Annotated in this window: 16 protein-coding genes and 1 pseudogene; 10 read left to right on the top strand and 7 right to left on the bottom strand. The window is 69.0% G+C overall.

Translation table 11 applies throughout. The features are described 5' to 3' along the window. Positions 1-509 precede the first annotated feature (509 nt). On the bottom strand, positions 510-893 hold the full coding sequence (locus tag SMA5143A_RS39525) for an SMI1/KNR4 family protein (RefSeq protein WP_258193998.1): 384 nt from the start codon (positions 891-893) through the stop codon (positions 510-512). Between the two features lie 526 nt (positions 894-1,419). Here SMA5143A_RS39525 and SMA5143A_RS42765 point away from each other — a divergent pair. Then, entirely contained in the window at positions 1,420-1,998 is a 579-nt protein-coding gene (locus tag SMA5143A_RS42765; protein WP_146194029.1) for a hypothetical protein, read from the top strand. A 229-nt stretch (positions 1,999-2,227) separates the two neighbouring features. Further along, positions 2,228-3,304: a hypothetical protein gene (locus tag SMA5143A_RS39520; protein WP_107467621.1), complete on the top strand. Its 1,077-nt coding sequence runs from the start codon at positions 2,228-2,230 to the stop codon at positions 3,302-3,304. 454 nt (positions 3,305-3,758) lie between these two features. On the opposite strand, the gene SMA5143A_RS39510 is transcribed toward SMA5143A_RS39520, so the two are convergent. After that, complete coding sequence (locus tag SMA5143A_RS39510; RefSeq protein WP_107467664.1) at positions 3,759-4,523, bottom strand: MBL fold metallo-hydrolase; 765 nt, start codon at positions 4,521-4,523, stop codon at positions 3,759-3,761. Between the two features lie 110 nt (positions 4,524-4,633). Between SMA5143A_RS39510 and SMA5143A_RS39505 the strand changes: the two genes are divergently transcribed. The 7 genes and pseudogenes from SMA5143A_RS39505 to SMA5143A_RS39470 all read left to right on the top strand — a co-directional run bounded on the left by SMA5143A_RS39505 (position 4,634) and on the right by SMA5143A_RS39470 (position 12,050). Next, positions 4,634-5,242: an ABATE domain-containing protein gene (locus SMA5143A_RS39505; protein ID WP_107467620.1), complete on the top strand. Its 609-nt coding sequence runs from the start codon at positions 4,634-4,636 to the stop codon at positions 5,240-5,242. A 610-nt stretch (positions 5,243-5,852) separates the two neighbouring features. Beyond that, positions 5,853-6,113 carry a hypothetical protein gene (locus SMA5143A_RS39500; RefSeq protein WP_107467619.1) on the top strand — a complete coding sequence of 87 codons (261 nt, stop codon included), beginning with the start codon at positions 5,853-5,855 and terminating at the stop codon, positions 6,111-6,113. Between the two features lie 96 nt (positions 6,114-6,209). Then, on the top strand, positions 6,210-6,866 hold the full coding sequence (locus tag SMA5143A_RS39495; protein WP_107467618.1) for a PadR family transcriptional regulator: 657 nt from the start codon (positions 6,210-6,212) through the stop codon (positions 6,864-6,866). Between the two features lie 204 nt (positions 6,867-7,070). Further along, positions 7,071-7,808 (top strand): ABC transporter ATP-binding protein, encoded by a 738-nt coding sequence (locus SMA5143A_RS39490; RefSeq protein WP_107467617.1) that lies wholly within the window; start codon positions 7,071-7,073, stop codon positions 7,806-7,808. Next, positions 7,805-10,672, top strand: a complete 2,868-nt coding sequence (locus SMA5143A_RS39485; protein ID WP_107467616.1) for an ABC transporter permease — start codon at positions 7,805-7,807, stop codon at positions 10,670-10,672. The genes SMA5143A_RS39490 and SMA5143A_RS39485 overlap by 4 nt, the downstream gene beginning before the upstream one ends. 70 nt (positions 10,673-10,742) lie before the next feature. Then, positions 10,743-10,927 (top strand): annotated as a pseudogene (locus SMA5143A_RS39480) (DNA-binding protein); the annotation flags it as partial. 580 nt (positions 10,928-11,507) lie between these two features. Next, positions 11,508-12,050: a hypothetical protein gene (locus tag SMA5143A_RS39470; protein WP_146194028.1), complete on the top strand. Its 543-nt coding sequence runs from the start codon at positions 11,508-11,510 to the stop codon at positions 12,048-12,050. Here the strand turns inward: SMA5143A_RS39470 and SMA5143A_RS39465 are convergent. The 4 genes from SMA5143A_RS39465 to SMA5143A_RS45035 form a co-directional block, all read right to left on the bottom strand. Next, the gene (locus SMA5143A_RS39465) at positions 12,047-12,967 is read right to left on the bottom strand and encodes an IS481 family transposase (RefSeq protein WP_107467613.1); all 921 of its coding nucleotides are present in this window, start codon (positions 12,965-12,967) and stop codon (positions 12,047-12,049) included. The two genes, SMA5143A_RS39470 and SMA5143A_RS39465, sit on opposite strands and share 4 nt — an antisense overlap. Before the next feature lie 312 nt (positions 12,968-13,279). Further along, entirely contained in the window at positions 13,280-13,762 is a 483-nt protein-coding gene (locus SMA5143A_RS42755; protein ID WP_146194027.1) for a hypothetical protein, read from the bottom strand. Between the two features lie 1,028 nt (positions 13,763-14,790). Continuing rightward, a complete protein-coding gene (locus SMA5143A_RS39455) occupies positions 14,791-15,153 on the bottom strand; it encodes a hypothetical protein (RefSeq protein WP_107467611.1) in 363 nt (120 codons plus the stop codon). A gap of 64 nt (positions 15,154-15,217) precedes the next feature. Continuing rightward, a protein-coding gene (locus tag SMA5143A_RS45035) for an IS630 family transposase (protein WP_441349513.1) occupies positions 15,218-16,281 on the bottom strand; the annotation gives its coding sequence in 2 pieces (ribosomal slippage) (positions 15,218-15,825 and positions 15,825-16,281; 1,065 coding nt in all). 103 nt (positions 16,282-16,384) lie between these two features. On the opposite strand from SMA5143A_RS45035, the gene SMA5143A_RS39440 reads away from it, so the two are divergent. Then, positions 16,385-16,792 (top strand): transposase, encoded by a 408-nt coding sequence (locus tag SMA5143A_RS39440; protein WP_107467608.1) that lies wholly within the window; start codon positions 16,385-16,387, stop codon positions 16,790-16,792. A 755-nt stretch (positions 16,793-17,547) separates the two neighbouring features. On the opposite strand, the gene SMA5143A_RS39435 is transcribed toward SMA5143A_RS39440, so the two are convergent. Continuing rightward, positions 17,548-18,687, bottom strand: coding sequence for an MMPL family transporter (locus SMA5143A_RS39435; RefSeq protein WP_258193996.1), 1,140 nt, complete (start codon positions 18,685-18,687; stop codon positions 17,548-17,550). Positions 18,688-18,873 lie beyond the last annotated feature (186 nt).

Genomic DNA, 18,873 nt, shown 5'->3' with positions numbered 1-18,873 from the left:
GTCCGCCATCCGCTCACGGTGGCGCAAGCACGGCACTGGCTGCCGGAGTACAGGACAGCTTCGCCGACTCGGATGCACGCACGGCCCGCTTCGAGGACGACTTGGACGACCTGCTCGGGGCGTTGCCCTTCCGGCTGCCCAGCGAGGCGGAGTGGGAGTACGCGGCCCCGGGCAGGGACGACCACTCTGACTTTCCGAGGGGACGGAAAGCCGGACGAGGGATCGACCAGCAGTTCTTGCGTGGCAGGTCCGACAGCAGCCCCCACACCAAGTCCCTCACCCGGCGCCGGGGCTCAACCCGCGCGAACCGGCCCGCTATCCGGCCCATCAGGACCTCGAACGCCTCCTGCCAACAGGCAGGGTCAACGCTGTGGCCCACGGCCACCGCATGATCTTCAGTCTTCACACACCGATGATCAGCGGTGGCCGTACCCATGTCCGCACAAGATCTACCAGCGCGATCGACTCGTCCAGCCCACGCCGGCAAGCGAACCCGAGGGTGCCCCTTGTCAACAGGAACGGGCAGGACCAAGCGATTCGATCCAGGACGCGAAGTCTGGGGACACGACGTCGAAGTCCGCAGGGTCCAGATCACCCAGCCCGGAGGAGAACACGGCGGAGTCCGAGTCATCGGCACGCAGGAGGAATCCGCGGCCACCACTGTCATCGCCGACGAGAAGGAAACCCGGTGCATACTGCGCGACTTCGTACGTGGCGTTGCGTTCACCGATGTCCCCCGCCGCGTACACCGCGACACCGGACTCGGTGAGAAGGCCGTCCCTCACGCTCCACAGTGCCACCAGCGGAGCCGGAAGGTTCACCTCCGTCTCGGCCCGCGCCCGCATCACATCGGCCGACGTTGCCGCCGACGGCCTCGAAACCGACCCCGTCACCCCGCACCCCTCCGAGCAGACTCCGCTGCCCCGACAAGCACCGGCACAGCCACTCCCACCAAGACCGCTCCCAAGCAAACCACTACAACCGAACAGGCGGCGGGCCAACATGATCACGATCTACGGCTGGAGTATGAGGGACAAGATCTGGATGCCAGAAGGGGGCCGCCTCCGAAATTTCGCCAGGCGGCCCCCTTCTGTACTGGTGCCCTCGGCAGCCGCTCACGGCTGCTGTTGTCCACCGTCGTTGATGTCAGGTGTGGATGTCAGAACGGGAGTTGTTCCGGCTCCTCAGAGATCCGCCGGGCGGAGATAGCGCTCGGATGCACAGTCTTGGGCCGGCGTGGATCTCACCTGCGCTGACGGTCTGCTGGCTCTACGCTCGCCCACTGGCACGCGATCGGAAATCGCCAAACATGATCCATTCTTTCCAGCTGGCGACAAATGCGGGCATGGGAGGGTGATTTGCGGGTCGAATGTTTATGAGTTTCCCTCTGCCGGTACTACTCCGGCAGAGGGGGGCGGAATGAGTGAGAATGAAGTGACCACGCTCCCGGAGGTCGAGGGCGAACCTTCGGGTCGGCAGCAGCGGAACGGCGGTCGAGTCTCGGCATGGGTGCAGGGGCATACTCCGCTAGCTATTTCCATTGTCGGCCTTTTTTCGTCCGCCCTGACATTGCTCGCTGCGAATCCGGTGATATTGTCCCAATTTGGAGTGGCGGATCCCGAAGGGGGTCATTCTCTGGACAAAGTGACGGCAGAAATCGCAGAGCCTTCCGGGCGTGACACCTCCCGCAGTGGGATTTTGGAGATTTCGGGCAGCTTTGGCGGCGAGCTTCAAGGGCGATCTCTATGGGCTTTCGTGAAGAACCTCGACAATGGAACACTGTGGCCGTCTTATGAACCTTGCTCAATTGCTGAAAAGAAATGGACCTGCAAAGTAACCCCACTGCCTGGAGGTTCTGAATTGCAAGTGCGCTTGGTGGATTCTCGTAGTGTGAACGAGATTTTGCAGTGGGTGATGAAAGAGAATGACGGGAATGCGTCAGCCTTGAATAAGGTCAGCCATTCGAAAATCTTGGCGCATAGCGCTTTGTCTGGGTAACAGCTGCCGAGCACCCACGCGTGTGCCTCGCAGTACCCCCCCACCGGCCTCAGCCTTGCTGCCCTTGATCAAGTGATGGCTGGGCCGAAGTACGTTGGTTGTCACATAGGCGGGCTTGCTGTCGCTGTGGCCGGGGCTGCATGCGTTGGACTTGACCAGCTGAACACCGTTGTCACCGAAGCTGGTTGAGGCGGCCAGGTTGTCGGTGGTTGGTGACAGGATCACCGGCATGGTTTTCGTACGTACTACTCCGCCGCGGCCCGTGGACGTGGCCGCGGTCTTTCCCGAACTGGCACCGTTGGCGCGTCCTGCGATTCGGCTGCACCCGCGTCCCGGTTCGCCTTCGGTCGGGGAGAGCTCGGTCGGGGGGCCGTTGCTGTGGCCGGCTGAGGAGCCGTGGCCGCACTGTGAAGCCTCGCACCTGCACGTGGACAGCGGGTTCCGCCGGTCGCCGGCCGACGTGCGGCTCAAGAGACGCATACGGGCCCGGCGGCACCGTGATCACAACGTCCGTGGGACAACGCCCGAGGAGGCGGCGGTCAAGGAGCGGAACGCCGCGATGCTCGCGGAGCGATTCGCCGTCGGCCCTCCGCCCGCGGACTGCCCGGTCCCCATGCTGCCCGTGGCCCAGCTGTATCTGCGCGACATACCCCTGCTGCGGCCGCCCGGACAGGCCGATCTGCTCCAGGTCCTCTGGTGCCCCTACGACCATGATCCGGATCACAAACCGTTGATCGCACTGTTCTGGCGGTCCGCCGCCGAGGTGGGCGACATCCTCGCCACACCGCCCGAACCGTACGAGGTGAACGATGACGGATATCTGCCGGAGCCGTGCGTGCTCGCACCGGAAGCGATCACCGAGTACCCCAACAGCCTCGACCTGAGCCCGCAGATGCGGCTGATGGTGGAGGACTGGAGCAGATGGCAGGCAGCTGGCGTCGACGTGGACAGCTCCGAGCACGCGGACTGTCCGCGGGACTTCTATGACGTGCATCTGGCAGACGCGCCCGGCTGGAAGGTCGGCGGCTGGCCTCCGTGGGGCCGCACCGACCCCAACCCCCGATTCTGCACCGTCTGTGAGGTGCGGATGGTCCCGCTGCTGACCATCGCCTCCTACGAATGGGACGGCGGCGAGGGGCGCAGCTGGACGCCCTACGAGGACCAGGCCGCCGCAAACGCCACCGGTCATTGCTGTGGCCAGGACCCCTCGCAGCCGACCAAGGTCGAAGTCGGCAGCACCGACAACATGCAGATCTACCTCTGCCCGGCCTCCTCCGAGCATCCGCACACCGACCTGATCCAATGAGCTACCGGGCCTGTCACACACCCTCCGCAGCCGGAGACAGAAGTGCCGCCGCGCCAGGGTGTGTGACAAGCCGTTCGCCCCACGACGGCAGGCTCCGCGACGCACGAAGCTCCCGTGCCGTTGGGGGAGGTGTTCGAAGCCCAACCCGTCCGCACAGGAGCCTCGTTGGTTCCCGGACGATGCCGACTATCGGGCCATTGCCCGGCATGCATCCGACTTGCTCCAACACAACGTGCACGACGTCGCCTGAGGTGCGTTCCCCCTGACTGCCTGTTCTCTGAACCCGGACTTGCCGGCAGTGTGACCCGGTGCGTGGGCGAAGAACCGCAGGCCACATCCCATGCCGGTCGGAGCTCGATCTCATGCCGGGCCCCGACCGGCATGGGCCCGGAGGTTCCGCTTGCGGGGCGCCGGGCCGCCGGTGGGGCGTTCGTGGTGGCCTTGGGCGGTCGGCTCAGTCGCGGCGGCCCCAGTCCAGTCGGTCGGCCAGGCCGGCGGAGGTGAAGGCGGCTTCCAGGTCGTCGTGGCCCTCGGTGAAGTGGGTCCAGCTGTCGTAGTGGACGGGAACCACGCGGCGAGCGCCGAGTAGGTGGGCGGCCTCGGCGGTCTGGGCGCTGTCCAGGACGACCGGCTGGCCGTCGTAGAGGCCGGGGAAGCGCGGGGCGCCGGCGAAGAGGACGGCGACGTCCACCGGGGCGAACCTCTCGGCGATCTCTTTGACGAGGGTGAGATGGGCGTTGTCGCCGCTGACGTAGACGGTGGGCAGGTCCTCACCGGTGAGGACGAAGCCGACGACCTGGCCGGAGATCGGCTCGGTCTCCTCGCGAGTGCCGGGGCCGTGGATGGCGGGGACGCCCGTCACGGTGATCGCGCCGCCGTCGGGGCGCTTCAGCTCGATGGATTCCCAGTCGGCCAGGCCCTTGGCCTTCTCTCCGAGACGGTGTCCGCCGCCGGGAGTGGTGAGAGTGAGGGGGACGTCGGCGAGCAGGGCACGCCCGGAGTGGTCGAGGTTGTCGGCGTGCTCGTCGTGCGAGAGGAGGACCACGTCGATGGGGCCGAGATCGGCGGGGGCCGCGGTGGCGGGGGCGGTCTTGGTCAAGGTCGGGCCGCCGGGTGCGGGGTAGTCGCCGGGGCCGTCGAAGGTCGGGTCGGTCAGGAAGCGCAGGCCGCCGTACTCGAAGAGGGCGGTCGGGCCGCCGAATACACGGACCGGGAACATGTCGGTCGTCAGGGGGAGGGAAGGCACGGCGAGGCAGCTCCTCACGGATAGATGCGTATGAACCGTGAGGTGAAGGTAGCTGTTATTCACGGATAGATGCAAGCCGTACCATGAGGAGAGTGAAGGAGGCCGCCATGGAAGTCCCCGCTCCGCCGCCCGCACCGGGCGAGGAAAAGCACCTGTCCCTCGCCCTCGCCAACAGCTCCATCGCGCTGCCCGGCGGACACGGGGTTGATTTCCTGGGCACTCCGGCGCAGGCGAACCACTGGCTGGCCGAACGTGGCCTCGCCCCGGCAGACGCCGGCATGCGGGAGATGTGCGCGACGCAGCTGCGCTCACTGCGCGAACAGATCAGATCGCTGTTCGCCTCTCGCACCGAGGGGCACCCCGCCCTCCCAGCCGCACTCGCCGCCATCAACGACGCGATGACCCGCGTCCCCACAGCCCCGCTGCTGCTGTGGGACGAGAAGACCGGCCCCTACCGCGCCAGCCCCCACCCCACCACCGCGATCGTCGACCACTCTCTGGCAACCCTCGCGGCCGACGCCGCCGACCTCCTCACTTCCCCTGACGCGGAGCGCCTCACCGCCTGCGGCTCCCCGCCCTGCACCCGCTACCTGATGCGCCACGGCCGCCGCCACTGGTGCTCCACCCGCTGCGGCGACCGGGCCCGTGCGGCCCGCGCTTACGCCCGCCGCACCCAGCCCGACGCGGAATGACGAGTCGGCCCGGGGCTGGATGCCGAGGCCGTCACCAGCCGCAAAGCAGGGCCGACTGTCCGGGGTCACCATGCGATTGCGCAGGCCCTCCCGTCCGTCCCGCGCCCGCCAGCCCCCTCGCGCCCCGCCACGGCGACGGTCTCCCCCACACCGCCCGCTCACACCCCCGCTCCGAACGGTTCCGCGGCCACGAACGCCGCGCCCACCCCGCCTGATCGCCCGTCCGCCCCGTCGGCGTCGCCTTCCCCCGGACCCCTCGGACCCCTCGGACCCGCCGGACCCCTCGGACCCCTCGGGCCCCCGGACCCCTCGGACCCGTCGGGCCCCCCGGACCCGCCGGACCCCTCGGACCTCCCGGGAACCCCGGGCCCCCCCGGGAACCCCGGGCCCCCCCGGGAACCCCGGGCCCCCCCGGGATCCCCCGGCCTGCCGGACCTGCTGGACCCGCCGGACCCCCCGGACCCGCCCGTCCGGCGGCCCCGAGCCGTCGGGGCCGCTCGACGCGCCCGCGCCCAGCGACTCCGCCTCCCTCGGGGGCGCCGGCGGGGGAGGGCCGGGAGCGGCCCGCCGACCGGCCGACCCCTCCGGCTCGCCGTCCTCCACGAGCCCGGTGAAGCCCGCTCGTACTAAAACGGCAACAGAGGATGAGCCCGCCGAGGAGTCGGACGAGGGGGTCGAGGCGGTACCCAAGACGGACGCCCCGGCCGCCGAGAGCACGCCCGCGGAGCTGTCGGCGGCGGCTCACCGGACCGGCACCGAGGCCCCCCTCGACCTCTCCGACCGGCGGATTCCCGTGTCCACACTGGGCGTGGGGCCGTCGCTGGTGGGCCTCGGCATCGGCTTCCTCGGGGTGCGGACGCGCCGCCGCTGAGCGGCCCGCGACGGCCCGGGTCCCCCTTGAGTCGGACCTCCGGCGTCCGCCTCAGGACGCTTGTCCACGTGGACTTACTCGGTATACATACTCGGTATGTCCATCCGCCACGGGCTTCTCGCCCTCCTCGAACGCGGCCCGCGCTACGGCTCACAGCTCCGTACGGAGTTCGAGTCCCGCACCGGCTCCACCTGGCCGCTCAACGTGGGTCAGGTCTACACGACGCTCAGCCGGCTTGAACGCGACGGCATGGTCGTGCAGGACGGCGAGGACGAGGCCGGCCACCCGCTCTACGCGATCACCGACACCGGTCGCGTCGAACTTCGCAGCTGGTTCGAGCACCCCGTCGACCGCACCAGCCCGGCCCGCGACGAGCTGGCCATCAAGCTGGCCATGGCCGTCGGGACGCCCGGGGTCGACATCCGTGACGTCATCCAGTCCCAGCGCCGGCACACCGTGAAGGCCATGCAGGACTACACCCGGCTGAAGGCGCAGGCCCTCACTGCCGTGGAGGAGAACGGGGCCCAGGAGCGGGACGACCTCGCCTGGCTCCTCGTCCTGGAGCAGCTGATCTTCCAGACCGAGGCCGAGGCGCGCTGGCTCGACCACTGCGAGTCCCGGCTGATCCGTCTCTCGTCGACCGCCCCGGCGGCGGGGCCGGAGCCGGCCTCGCCGGGGTCGGCAGCGGGAGCGGCGGGGATGGGGGCGCGGGCGGGAGCCGGGGCAGAGGGGGCCGCACGCCACCGCCCGTGATGTCCGCCCTTCACGACCGGCCCTGAGCACCCGAACGACCGGATCCACGGGGCCGACCGAGTCCACCGGCTCCACCCGACCCACCCGTAGCACCTGAAGACTCCGAACCACCCGACCAGACCCATACCGTACGCACGGCGCCGCCCACGACCGTCCGTCGCACCGACGTCCGGCCGTTCGCCGGCGTACGCCCGAGGGGGAACCATGTCCACACATCAGCAGCCCGTGCTGCGTCTGCAGAACCTGACCCGCGTCCACGGCTCCGGCGCCACCGAGGTGCACGCCCTGCGCGGCATCGACCTCGATGTCCACCCCGGTGAACTCGTCGCCGTCATGGGCCCGTCGGGCTCCGGCAAGTCCACCCTGCTCACCATTGCCGGCGGCCTCGACACCCCCACCTCCGGGCAGGTCTTCGTCGAGGGCACCGACGTCACCGCCCTCGGCATCAAGGGGCTCGCCGCCCTGCGTCGCCGCAGCATCGGCTACGTCTTCCAGGACTACAACCTCATCCCGGCCCTCACCGCCGCCGAGAACGTGGCCCTTCCCCGCGAACTTGACGGCATATCGGCCCGCAAGGCCCGCACCGAGGCCCTCGCCGCCCTCGCCGAGATGGACCTCGGCCATCTCGCCGACCGGTTCCCCGACGAGATGTCCGGCGGCCAGCAGCAGCGCGTGGCCATCGCCCGCGCCCTCGTCGGCGACCGCCGGCTCGTCCTCGCCGACGAGCCCACCGGCGCCCTCGACTCCGAGACCGGCGAGTCCGTGCTGGCCCTGCTGCGCTCCCGCTGCGACGCCGGAGCCGCCGGTGTCATGGTCACCCACGAGCCGCGGTTCGCCGCCTGGGCCGACCGGGTCGTCTTCCTGCGGGACGGTGCCGTCGTCGACCAGACCGTACGCAGCGACGCCGAGTCGCTCCTGACCGGCCGGGCGGCCCAGCGGTGACGACCTGGTTCCACTCCTGGCGGGCCGCGGTCCGCATCGCACGCCGTGACGCCTGGCGCTCCAAGGGCCGCAGCTTCCTCGTCCTCGCCATGATCGCGCTGCCGATCCTGGGCGTGAGCGCCCTGGACCTGACCGTGCGCAGCGCCGAACTCACCCCCGCGCAGCGGATGGAGCGCACCCTGGGCGCCGCCGACGCTCGCTTCTCCGACGCCCAGACGGGCGGCGCGGCCATCCTGCAGGACCCCAAGGGCGAGAGGAACACCCCGGCCGGGGACTACGACTCGCCGGGCAAGTCCTGGCCCGACGGCCCGACAGATGTCACCAAGACCATCCCGGCCGGTTCGACGGTGCTGACCGACAGCAGCGGCACCGCCAAGCTGACCACCACTCACGGTCTGCTCCAGACCGAGGTCCGCGAGCTGGCCGCCGCCGATCCCGTCGCCCGGGGCATCATGCGGCTGCGGGAGGGCCGCTTCCCCGAGAAGAACGACGAGATCGCCGCGACCACCCGGTTCCTGGAGAGCAGCGGGCTGTCCGTCGGCTCCACCCTCACCGCCCGCGGCTACGACCGCACTTATGTGATCAGCGGCTCGTACGAGTTGCCCAGCGACCTCACGGCCCAGCAGGTCAACGCCCTGCCGGGGGCCTTCCTCGCGCCGTACGCCAAGGCGGTCGAGAAGGCCGGGCTGCCGAAGCCCAACATCTCCACCAGCTACCTGGTGAAGAAGGCCGGTGGTTTCACGTGGAACACGGTCCAGGCGATCAACGCCAAGGGTGTCCTGGTCACCTCGCGCGTCGTGGTCCTCGACCCGCCCGCCGACTCCAACGTGCCGCTCTACCAGAAGGAAGACTGGGCCAACTACGAGAACAGCGGGGGCGCCGACGCCGCCGCGCTCGCCGCCGTGGGCACGGTCGTCGGCCTGGCGATGCTGGAGATCTGCCTGCTCGCCGGTCCCGCCTTCGCCGTCGGTGCCCGTCGTTCCCGCCGCCAGCTCGGCCTGGTCGGCGCCAACGGCGGTGCCCGCAGCCACATCCGGGCCATCGTGCTGAGCGGCGGTCTGGTCATCGGCGTCGCGGCGGCCCTGGTCGGCATCGTCCTCGCCCTGATCCTGACCTTCGCCCTCCGGCCGTTCCTCGAGGACTACATGGGGCAGCGGTTCGGCGGCTTCACCGTCAGGCCGCTGGAACTGCTCGCCATCGCCGCGCTCGCCGTCCTCACCGGCCTGCTCTCCGCGATCATCCCGGCCGTCACCGCCTCCCGGCAGACCGTCCTGGCCTCCCTCACCGGCCGTCGCGGCGTGCGCCGCAGCAACCGGGTGCTGCCGCTGATCGGCTTCGGCGCTGTCCTGCTCGGCGCGGCCATCGCCCTGTACGGCTCGGTCGTCTCCGACCAGTCCGCCCTGGTCGCGGGCGGCTCGGCCGTCGCCGAGCTGGGTGTGGTCGCCATGACACCCGCCCTGGTCGGCCTGTTCGGTCGGGCCGGCCGCTGGCTGCCGCTCTCGCCGCGCCTCGCCCTGCGGGACGCCGTCCGCAACCGGGGCCGCACGGCACCCGCTGTCGCCGCCGTCCTGGCCGCCGTCGCGGGCACCGTCGCCGTCTCGACGTACGCCGCGAGCCGCGACGCCCAGAGTCTGGCCGAGTACCGGGCCAACCTGCCGTACGGGGCCGGCGCCGCGCTCGTCACCGAGGAGGGAGGCCGGGACGTCCCCGCGGTCCGCGACGCCGTGCAGCGGACGCTGCCCGTCGACGTCCGCGCCGACGTGTCCCGGATCGCCGTCGGCAAGCCCGGCTGCGACCCGTACGGCGAGGGCGAGGGCTGTGGCTACTACGAGGTCGTCACCCCGCCGGCCAACGAGTGCCCGCTGTGGGTCAGCACCCCCGACGGCTCCGACCCGGCGGAGAAGTACACCGACGAGCAGCGGCGCGCGCTCTCCAAGGACTGGCGCTGCCAATCGCGCGACGGACACGGCATCCACGTCGACAACGGTCTCCTCGTCGCCGACGCCCCGCTCCTGAAGGTCCTCGGCATCGACGACCCGGGCGCGGCCAAGGCCCTCGCCGACGGAAAGCTCCTCAGCTTCCACAGGCCCCAGGTCGACAGGAACGGCACCGTCGGCATCAAGCTGATCACCGACCCGGAGGCCGCCGACCGCGCCCGCGAGCAGAACAAGCCGATCCCGGGCGAGCTGAAGTCCTTCCCCGCCTACCAGGTGCCAGGCTCGCCCGACTCCTACGGAGTGCAGAGCGTGCTCAGCCCCGCCGCCGCCAAGGCCGCCGGACTGATCACCGTCCCCCTCGGCGCCTACTTCAGCACCGACCGGATGCCCAGCACCGAGGAGCGGCAGAAGCTCGACGCCGAGATCGCCAAGCTCGGCAGCAACGTCGAGCTGACCGTGGAGCAGGGCTGGGTCGACGAGAACGGGCTCGTCCTGCTCGCGCTGACCGTCTTCGCCGGCCTGGTCACCATCGGTGCGGCCGGCATCGCCACCGGTCTCGCCCAGGCCGACGCGGAGGCCGATCTCAAGACGCTCGCAGCGGTCGGCGCCCCGCCCCGGGTGCGCCGCACGCTCAGCGGCTTCCAGTGCGGTGTGGTCGCCGCGATGGGTGTGGTCCTCGGCTCGGCTGCCGGTGTCCTGCCCGCGGTCGGGCTGCGGCTCACCGAGGAGCGCGAGCAGATGCGCTTCTACCAAAAGGCTCTCGACAACGGCTGGGGCGGCGCCGGTGACGCCCCGCCGTACGTGCCGATCGTCGTCCCCTGGGAGACACTCGCCGCCCTCCTGGTGGCCGTGCCCCTCGGCGCCGCCCTGCTGGCCGCGCTGGTGACCCGCTCGCGCGGGGCGCTGGCCCGCCGCGCCGCGCACTGAGCCTCCGTTGCCGGACCGTGCCCCTGGACGAGGGTGATCCACCCTCGTCCAGGGGCACACCGTGTGGGAAGTCGCGCACTCTGCTGCCGCCCTCCTGCGGAGCGCCGGGCTCCACGGGCACAAGTACGCCATCGACGCCATGCTGTGCGCGACCGCGCTACAGCATCCCGGCCGGGTGACGATCTGACCTTCGACGTCGAGGACGTAGGACTGCTCACCGTCGGTCACCCCGGCGTTCAGGCCGAGAAGGTCTGAACGCCGCGTCCCCTGACAACCGGCATCGGCCCTGCCTCTCGAGCACGAGCATCTCGTCGTACCGGCGAGGCAGGGTGGCCCAGGCCGACGCCGCTTCCGCGAACATCTGGCCGGCTTGTCTGAAGCCCGTCACGCCTGCGGCAACGTGGCTCGGGACCCGGACATGGAACCCTCTACGCGCCGCACCATCGCCCGCGAAGCGTTCGGGCCATGCATCGGCTTGAGGTACCAGATGACCATCAGTGCGCCCAGTCGCGTCTTAGAGGCTTCGGAGGATGCTTTCCGCCGTCTGCGCGACCTCCGGGATCGGGTGATGGAGGGAGTCCTGGTCACCGATCCCGTCTACCGGGAGGGGCGCCGAACTTACGACGATGCCCTTGCTGCGCTTCGGGCACGCATGCGAGAGGACTTGGATGTCAGTGAAGACGGCACTGCGCCCTGAACTTGGGAAGCATGGGTTCTCCAAGGGGCCGATGGGCTTGCTGACTTGCTGTGGAGCGGACCTGGCCCGGCAGTGCCCACTGGCCGACGGCAGCGAGCTGAGATGAGCCGCTACTCAAGCCACCGCATCGTCGCCAGAATGACTGATATGACGTCATTGCTGGCCTTACTGGCGGCTCCGGTCGGGGCCGTGCTGACCACACTGATTGGCGTTTTCGTTGGGAGCATCGTCAGTAGAAGAGCTCAAGATCGCCACTGGATCAGGGAACAGCAGGCGGCAGCGTGCGTCCGCGTACTGCGGGAATCATCCTCAGTGCTGGTAGACCTCAGCGACATGGACCGCAACCGGCCTGACGACATCCCTCAAGGCGTGCTGGCCCCGACGACAGTCGACTGGCGCCCCTGGGGCGAGGCCCTCGGCAGCGTCAATCTCGTTGCCAGCAGGGACATTGCAGCAGCCGCGCACGCCATTGACGAGCAGATCTGGCGGTTTCACATTGCTATTCGGCGGGGCCTGACTCCCGAGGAGAACTGGATGGAGCTCAGAGGGAGAGTCGTTGCCGCACAGGGGCACTTCATAGCCGTCGCTCGTCGGCATCTCTCGCTCACGGGAGAACCTCTCCAGCGCCTCGACGGACGCCCCGCACCGGACGACCCGATCTGGCAGACGGGGCGGCTCTAGATGTATTGACCCGCAGCGTTGTTGGCGCGGCTGATGGGTGGCTGGCCGCCGAGTGCGGTGTGGCAGCGGTGGTGGTTGTAGGTGTGCAGGAAGTCTGCCAGGGCTGCGGTGCGTTCGGTGTTGCTGGTGTAGGGCCGTTGGTAGGCCCATGCGTCGAGCAGGGTGCGGTTGAAGCGTTCGACTTTGCCGTTGGTCTGTGGCCGGTAGGGGCGGGTGAGTTGGCCGGTCGCGCCGAGGTCGGCGAGTGCCTGCTGCCAGGCGAAGCTCTTGCGGTAGGGCCAGGCGTTGTCGGTCAGGACCCGCTCGATGCGGTCGATACCGGTGGTCTGGAAGAAGGCTGCGGCCCGGCGGAGGAAGTCTGCGCAGGTGGCGGCCTTCTCGTCCGCGTGGACTTCGCTGTAGGCCAGGCGGGAGTGGTCGTCGACGGCGGAGTGGATGTAGTCGAAGCCCATGCTGCTGCGGCGGGCGCGGCCGGCCTGGCGGCCCAGGACTTTGTGGCCGCCGCCGTCGGGGATGCGGCCGAGTTTCTTGACGTCGACGTGGATGAGTTCGCCGGGCCGGTCGCGTTCGTAGCGGCGGATGACCTGGCCGGTGGGCCGGTCCAGGTGGGCCAGGCGGTTCAGGCCGTGGCGGACCAGGATCCGGTGCACGGTCGAGGCGGGCAGGCCCAGGACCGGTCCGAGCCGTGCGGGACCGAGTTTGCGGGTCTGCCGCAGGTGACACACCCGCGCCTCGACAGTGGCCGGGGTGCGGTGCGGGGTCGTTCCTGGCCTGCTGGAGCGGTCGGCGAGTCCGGCCTCGCCCTCGGACCGCCAGCGTCGGATCCATTTGTGGGCTGTGGGGCGGGAAATGCCCATCTCGGCGGCGACGTGCGCGACAGGACGGCCGGAACGGACACGTTCGGCCAGCGTTAACAACGCTCGTGATCAATACATCTAGAGCCTGGCCTGAGCTAAGTGGCCGTGCGTGCGCCTCGATGCGAACCACTAGCAGCAAGGTCGCTAGGGTCTGACGCACTGATCAGATCGCTTGTCGGAGCCACCGGCGGCGGCTCCGGAGGCCCCTTGAGTCTCAGGCAACGTCACAGGCCAGGACTCACTGGTATGCCAGCCGACTGAGCCCGTCCACACATAGTCCACGCGCCAGGTCCTTGTCCCGATGACCAACAAAGCTTGGTATCGCTACAGAGGTCGCTGCAACTGGATAGCTGCCACTGAGACCGACGGGAATCAGGTTTCACGGTACGGCAGGTCTTTGACCTCGGCGACGAAGGTCAGTCTGACAGGCACTCGATAGGGGACCAGGGCGTCCTGGCCGCGTCGGCCGGTGCTCAAACGGATATCTCCCCGCGCGCAGACCGTCTTCCACTCGACGACGAGTTCGACGGCCGTCCGGGGGGCCACTTCCACGCTGACAGATTCGCGGACGGTGAGGCTGCTACGAGAGGTGAGCGCGTACCGCTGACTGATCTCCTGCTGTAGCTGCGCCATGACAGAACCGAGACCCAGCACCGAGACAGTGGCACCGCCGCCGTGTCGGCTGACGCTGCTCGATTCGATCTGCGCCGTCCGCTCGATGGAGTTCGAGATCTCAAGTTGCCTCGTCGCGGGTGATGTGCGGCTGCTGTTGGTGAACGGGTGTCGCTCGATCTCGATGACCTGCTCTTCCAGTTCCCCACTCTCCTCGATGCCGAGAATCCTGGAACCGGACACGTCGGTGCTCCCGGTACGCCTCTCGCGCCTTCGGCGGGCCATCCCATCGCCGAGGAAGGGCTGGCGGACAGGCCAGTGTTCTCCACAGATCTCGCAGGTCATTCGAGCCCGCCACCGGCTCAACGAGACCGGTGCCCCGAACGGTGCCAGTGAATCGGGGAGGAATTGGTCGTAGCGGAGGGCGTCGATCACCGTGCCGGGTAGGGGCGAGTCCAGAACCTTTCGGCCGCAATGGGGGCAGAGTCCCGTGGCCGCGTAGGCCTTCATGTCGATGGAAGCCCCGGGGTACCTGGGCCGTGGCATGTACCTCACTCCCCTGAGGAAGTGGACGATTCCCTTCTGACGATACGCCTGGCTTCCTGCGGCTTCACGACGAACTCGGGCCGCTCGGGTGAACGGCGAGAGGTAGTGCCTGGGGGGTGATCGACAGTCCCTGACCTGCGACTTTCACCCCGAGGTTGTCCAGCTCATCTGTCACCACCGGTCGTCATCGATCGGCCGCGGGCGCCCTGCACGACCTAGAACACGTGCAGGTGGTCACGCAGAGGACTGCACGGATCTAGTGGGATCTGGGTATGCGCCACGTCATTGAGGTGCAGGATGCCTCCCGTGAACGTGCTAAGCACTCTTGCCGACGTCGGCAAGATCATGGGTGGGGTGGTGGCGGCACTGACCCTCATCGGAACGGTGACCGAGCGGTGGAAAAGGGTCCGGGCAGGCGGCGGACCTGGACCAAGAACTTCAAGCAGCTCGTCCCGGGCGTGCGGTCGGCCTACGTTGAAGCGCTTTTCGGGGAGCCTGCGTTTGAGCTGACGGTGCCGGTGTTGAGCCTCAGCCCTGGCGAGGGGAGTCGCTTGAGTGTGACGGAGCGGGTCTGGCCCTTGGCGAGGGCTACATGACGACGTGGGGCAGTGAGTCAGTCGTTGTGGCCTACTCGCTCACCACTGCTACTGAACTTGAACTCGTGATGTCGGTCGACTCGTGGTGACGGCGTCAGGTCCGAGACCGCCTGCTGTTACCGGCCGGGCTCAGGACGGTGGCTGTAGCCAGCGCCGCGCCGCGGCGAGATTCACCTCGACGTCATCGCTCCAAGAGCAGACCTCCAGCCATGAGAGGTAGCCGCCTTGCGCGAAGACCAGGACCTCGCCAGGGCACTCGCCGGTTTCGGTGAACAGCTGCACGTCGGCAGCCACGACGGTGCCGGGGCCCGTTGGCGCGGGCTCCACCGCGTCGGCGTCAAGGCCGAAGTAGGCAGTGCCGCAACCGCACTCACAGCGGGGTTGCGCCCTGAGTTGAGGCACCTGCCGTCGGAGGGCGACGTGAACGGGCTCGTCCGGATTCAGGACGAGGTCAAGCACATCGGCTACGTCCTCGGGCAGGCTGTCAGTCATGCCGCCACCGTAGCTGACCAGCAGCTTTGGACTTCGAACAATTTCGGGTCCGTCGACCCCACGCTCACAGGTCCAGGGCCAGGTCGGTGCCGGCGAGACAGCCGTCGATGACCTCCGGCCGGTACTGCAGCATCTTCAGTTTGCGCTTCACGGCGCGGGTGATCTGGCCGAGGTCGGCCGCAGCAAGGTTGCCGATGTCACGCTTGACCAGCGACCAGACACCCTCGGTCGGGTTCAGGTCCGGGGCATAGGTGGGCAGCTGGAACACGGTGAGCCACTCGGCGTTCGCGTCGATGAACTCGCGCATGCCGACCGTCAGGTGCAGGCGGACGTTGTCCCAGACCAGCACGATCGGTCCGCCGAGCTGGATGCGAGCGCGGACGATCAGGTCGCGGAAGTCGCGCCAGCCAAAGCCCTTCGGCTCGTCCTTGCGGCCCCGGTACTCGCGGATCGCGTAGATCAGCCGGGACCGCCGGCCCGGCTTGTAGCAGGCCATCGCCGCCATCGACACACGCCCCGAGCCCCGGCCCCTCACCCTCACGACCGGGGTCTGGCCGATCCGGCCCCAGGTCCTGGCGCGCGGCGGAGTCATCGACTGCCCGGCCTCGTCCTCGAAGACGATCCAGGCGTTGCACTCCGCCGCGGTGGTCTTACCCGCGGCCAGGTCTCCTTCTTCCACACCTCGACCGCGTCGTCATCGCGCTCGATCGCGCGCCTGGTGGGCTGCTGCCAGCTCCAGCCGTGGCGCTTCAGCAGCCGCCAGGTGCCCTCGACCGTGTAGGAGACGTGGAAGATCCGGCCGATCAGCGTCTTGATCCGTGCCAGGGTCCACCGTTGGTCCGCCCAGCCGTGAGCCAGTGGACCACGCACCAACTCCTGCTCCGGCCTGGCGATCTGGGCTTCACTGAGTCGAGGTCTTCCCGGCGCCCCCTTCGACAGGACTCCCGTCTCGCCACCCTCGCGCCAGGCCCGGCGCCACCGCTCGACCGACCGCAAGCTGATCCACAGGGCAGCGGCAATCTGTGCGTTCTTCTGCCCGCTCTCAAAACGCTCCACGGCCTGGAGCCGTAACCGTTCCCGCGTGGTCCTCTCGGCGTCGGTCAGCCCGCCGCCCTGCGCATACCTCACACTCAACGGCTATCGGTGCCGACGGCCAGCTGTCAGGCGAACGGCACCGACATCACCCAATCAAGTTCAGTATCAGAACCTGCGGAATGATCCGGTACGGGGGATGCCGCTGCGTGGCCCGGCACCGCACGGTCACCGCCACCGGGCACTAATTGAAATCGAGGACTGGGCCGGTGACGACGAGCGCCGCGAGGGGATTGGAGTGCTCGACGAGACGGTGCTCGCCACCAAGCCGCAACTGGCCGGCGACATGCTCACCGCCGCGCACGCCGCGGGCATCCGCACCGCCTGGGTCGCGGCGGACCAGGTCTACGGCGGCAGTGCCCTGCGCCGCCGGATTCGCACGCTGGGCTACGGCTACGCGATCGCCGTGTCCACCAGCCACCGTGTCACCACGCCAGGCGGCGGAAAGGAGAAGTTCACGCTCCTCCAGCGGGGTGCCGAAGCGGGTCTGGATGTGGATGAGGACCAGGAACGGGACCAAGGGCGCGGCTCTACGACTGGGCGGTGATCGACATGAAGGCCGACGACACCCCGCCGGGACAGGACACCGGGCACAGTCAGGTTCTGATCCGTCGTCACCGCCGTACCGGCACCCTGTCCTTCTATCGCACCTGGCACCCCGACCCACAGCCGGTATCGGTGCTGCTCAGCGCGGTTTGTCGCCGCTGGCGGGTCGAAGAGGACTTTCAAGGAGCCAAGGGCCTCACCGGCCTCGACCAGGGCCCAGGTCGCCTGCTGGACCTCCTGGCACCGTTGGCGCCTGATGTCGGTGATCGCCTACGCTCTCCTCGCCGTCGGAGCCCTCCGCGAGCGGCAACGCACCATCTCCGGCGACCCGTCTCCGGCTCACTCGGAGGCGCGGGCAACCGACGTTGGCCCTCGCCGAAACGATCGGTGTCCTCGAACAGGCAGGAGAGGCACGCTTGCGCAGCGGTCGCATCGACTCGGCGGACGAGGCGTGGACGTTCATGCGCTTTCTCGACGCTCAAGCAACAACGGTGCTGGTATGCACGGTAGTTGGACAGCCGGAGAGCGAACGGCACGCGTAGTTCGAGCTATTCGGAGGTCTCGGCGAGGGGCAGCGTGATCCGGCCTCGCTGTAGATCAACGTCGGGAATCCGGACGGCGACGTCCTGATCTTCTGATTCAGGACAGCTCGATGAGGAAGAGGGGATTCGAGGCCCGCGGCGGCTGACCGCGCAAGGCGCCAGCCGCGAGCACCCGCTGACGCGCCGTCATGCTGAGAGTCAGCGGGTGCTCGGGTCAGACGTGGTCGTACTGCCGGACCGGGGTGGTCGCCGGGGTGTTGGCGGTCGGTGTGGGAGCGGGCAGGCTGGTGCCTTCGATGTCGACGTCGGGCAGTACGCGGTCGAGCCAGCGGGGGAGCCACCAGGCGCGGTGTCCGAGCAGGGCCATGACGGCGGGGACGATGGTCAGGCGGACGACGAAGGCGTCGAAGAGCACGCCGAAGGCGAGGGAGAAGGCGATCGACTTGATGACGGGGTCGTCGGTGAAGATGAAGCCGCCGAAGACAACCATCATGATCAGTGCGGCGGCGACGACCACGCGTCCGCTCCTGGCCACGCCGTGGGCGACGGCTTCGCGTGCGTCGCCGGTGTGCTCGAAGTGTTCGCGCATGCGGCTGACCAGGAAGACCTCGTAGTCCATGGCGAGGCCGAAGAGCACTCCGACGAGCAGGACGGGGAGGAAGGCCACCACCGGTGCCGCGGCGGCGACCCCGAAGGCGTCGGTGAGGTTGCCGTCCTGGAAGACCCAGACGGCGAAGCCGAGGCTGGCCGCGGTGGACAGCAGGAAGCCGAGTACGGCCTTGAGCGGGACCAGCAGTGACCGGAACGAGATGGTCAGCAGGACGACGGCCAGGATGGTGATGATGGCGATGAACAGCGGCAGCGCGTCGGCCAGTTTGGCGGAGACGTCGATGGCGGTGGCGGTGGTGCCGGTGACGTACATGACGCCGCCGGCCTGGGCGACGGCCTGCTTGGCGTTCTCGCGCATCCGGTGCACCAGGTCGGTGGTGGCCTGGTCGTCCGGTCCGGTTGTGGGGACGACGCTGAGGAGGGAGACCGTGGCGGCCTGGTTGGTCACCGGCGGGGCGACGGCGGCGACGCCGGTGTCGCCCCGCAGCGTGTCGGCCAGGTTGTCGAGGAGGGCGGTGCGCTGGGCGTCCGGGACGCGGGCGGTGTCGGCGGCGACGGTGACGGTGGCGTTGTAGCCCGGCCCGAGTCCCTGGCCGAGCAGGTCGTAGCCGCGGTGCTGGGTGCTGGTGACCGGTTGGGTCTCGCTGCCGGGCAGGCCGAGACGCAGGTGGCCGACCGGCAGGGCGATGGTTCCGAGAGCCGCCAGGCAGACGAGCAGCGCGGCGACGGGCCGGCGGGTGATCATGCGTGCCCAGGCCAGGCCCCACGTGCCGGCGGCGCGCCGCCCACCGGCCAAGTGCGTACAACTTTCCAGCCATGACTGTTCCCTGTCGCCGATCCGTCGAGACGTTTGCAGCCTAAGCTAAACTTGCATCAGACTGCAAAATTGCGATGGGCTGTAACTTTGCAGTAATCTTGGCGCCATGGTGAA

It is taken from the genome of Streptomyces sp. MA5143a (assembly GCF_900290235.1).
Taxonomy (GTDB): domain Bacteria; phylum Actinomycetota; class Actinomycetes; order Streptomycetales; family Streptomycetaceae; genus Streptomyces.
The sequence above is the reverse complement of the archived record's forward strand: the minus strand, read 5'-3'. Positions and strand labels throughout refer to the sequence as shown.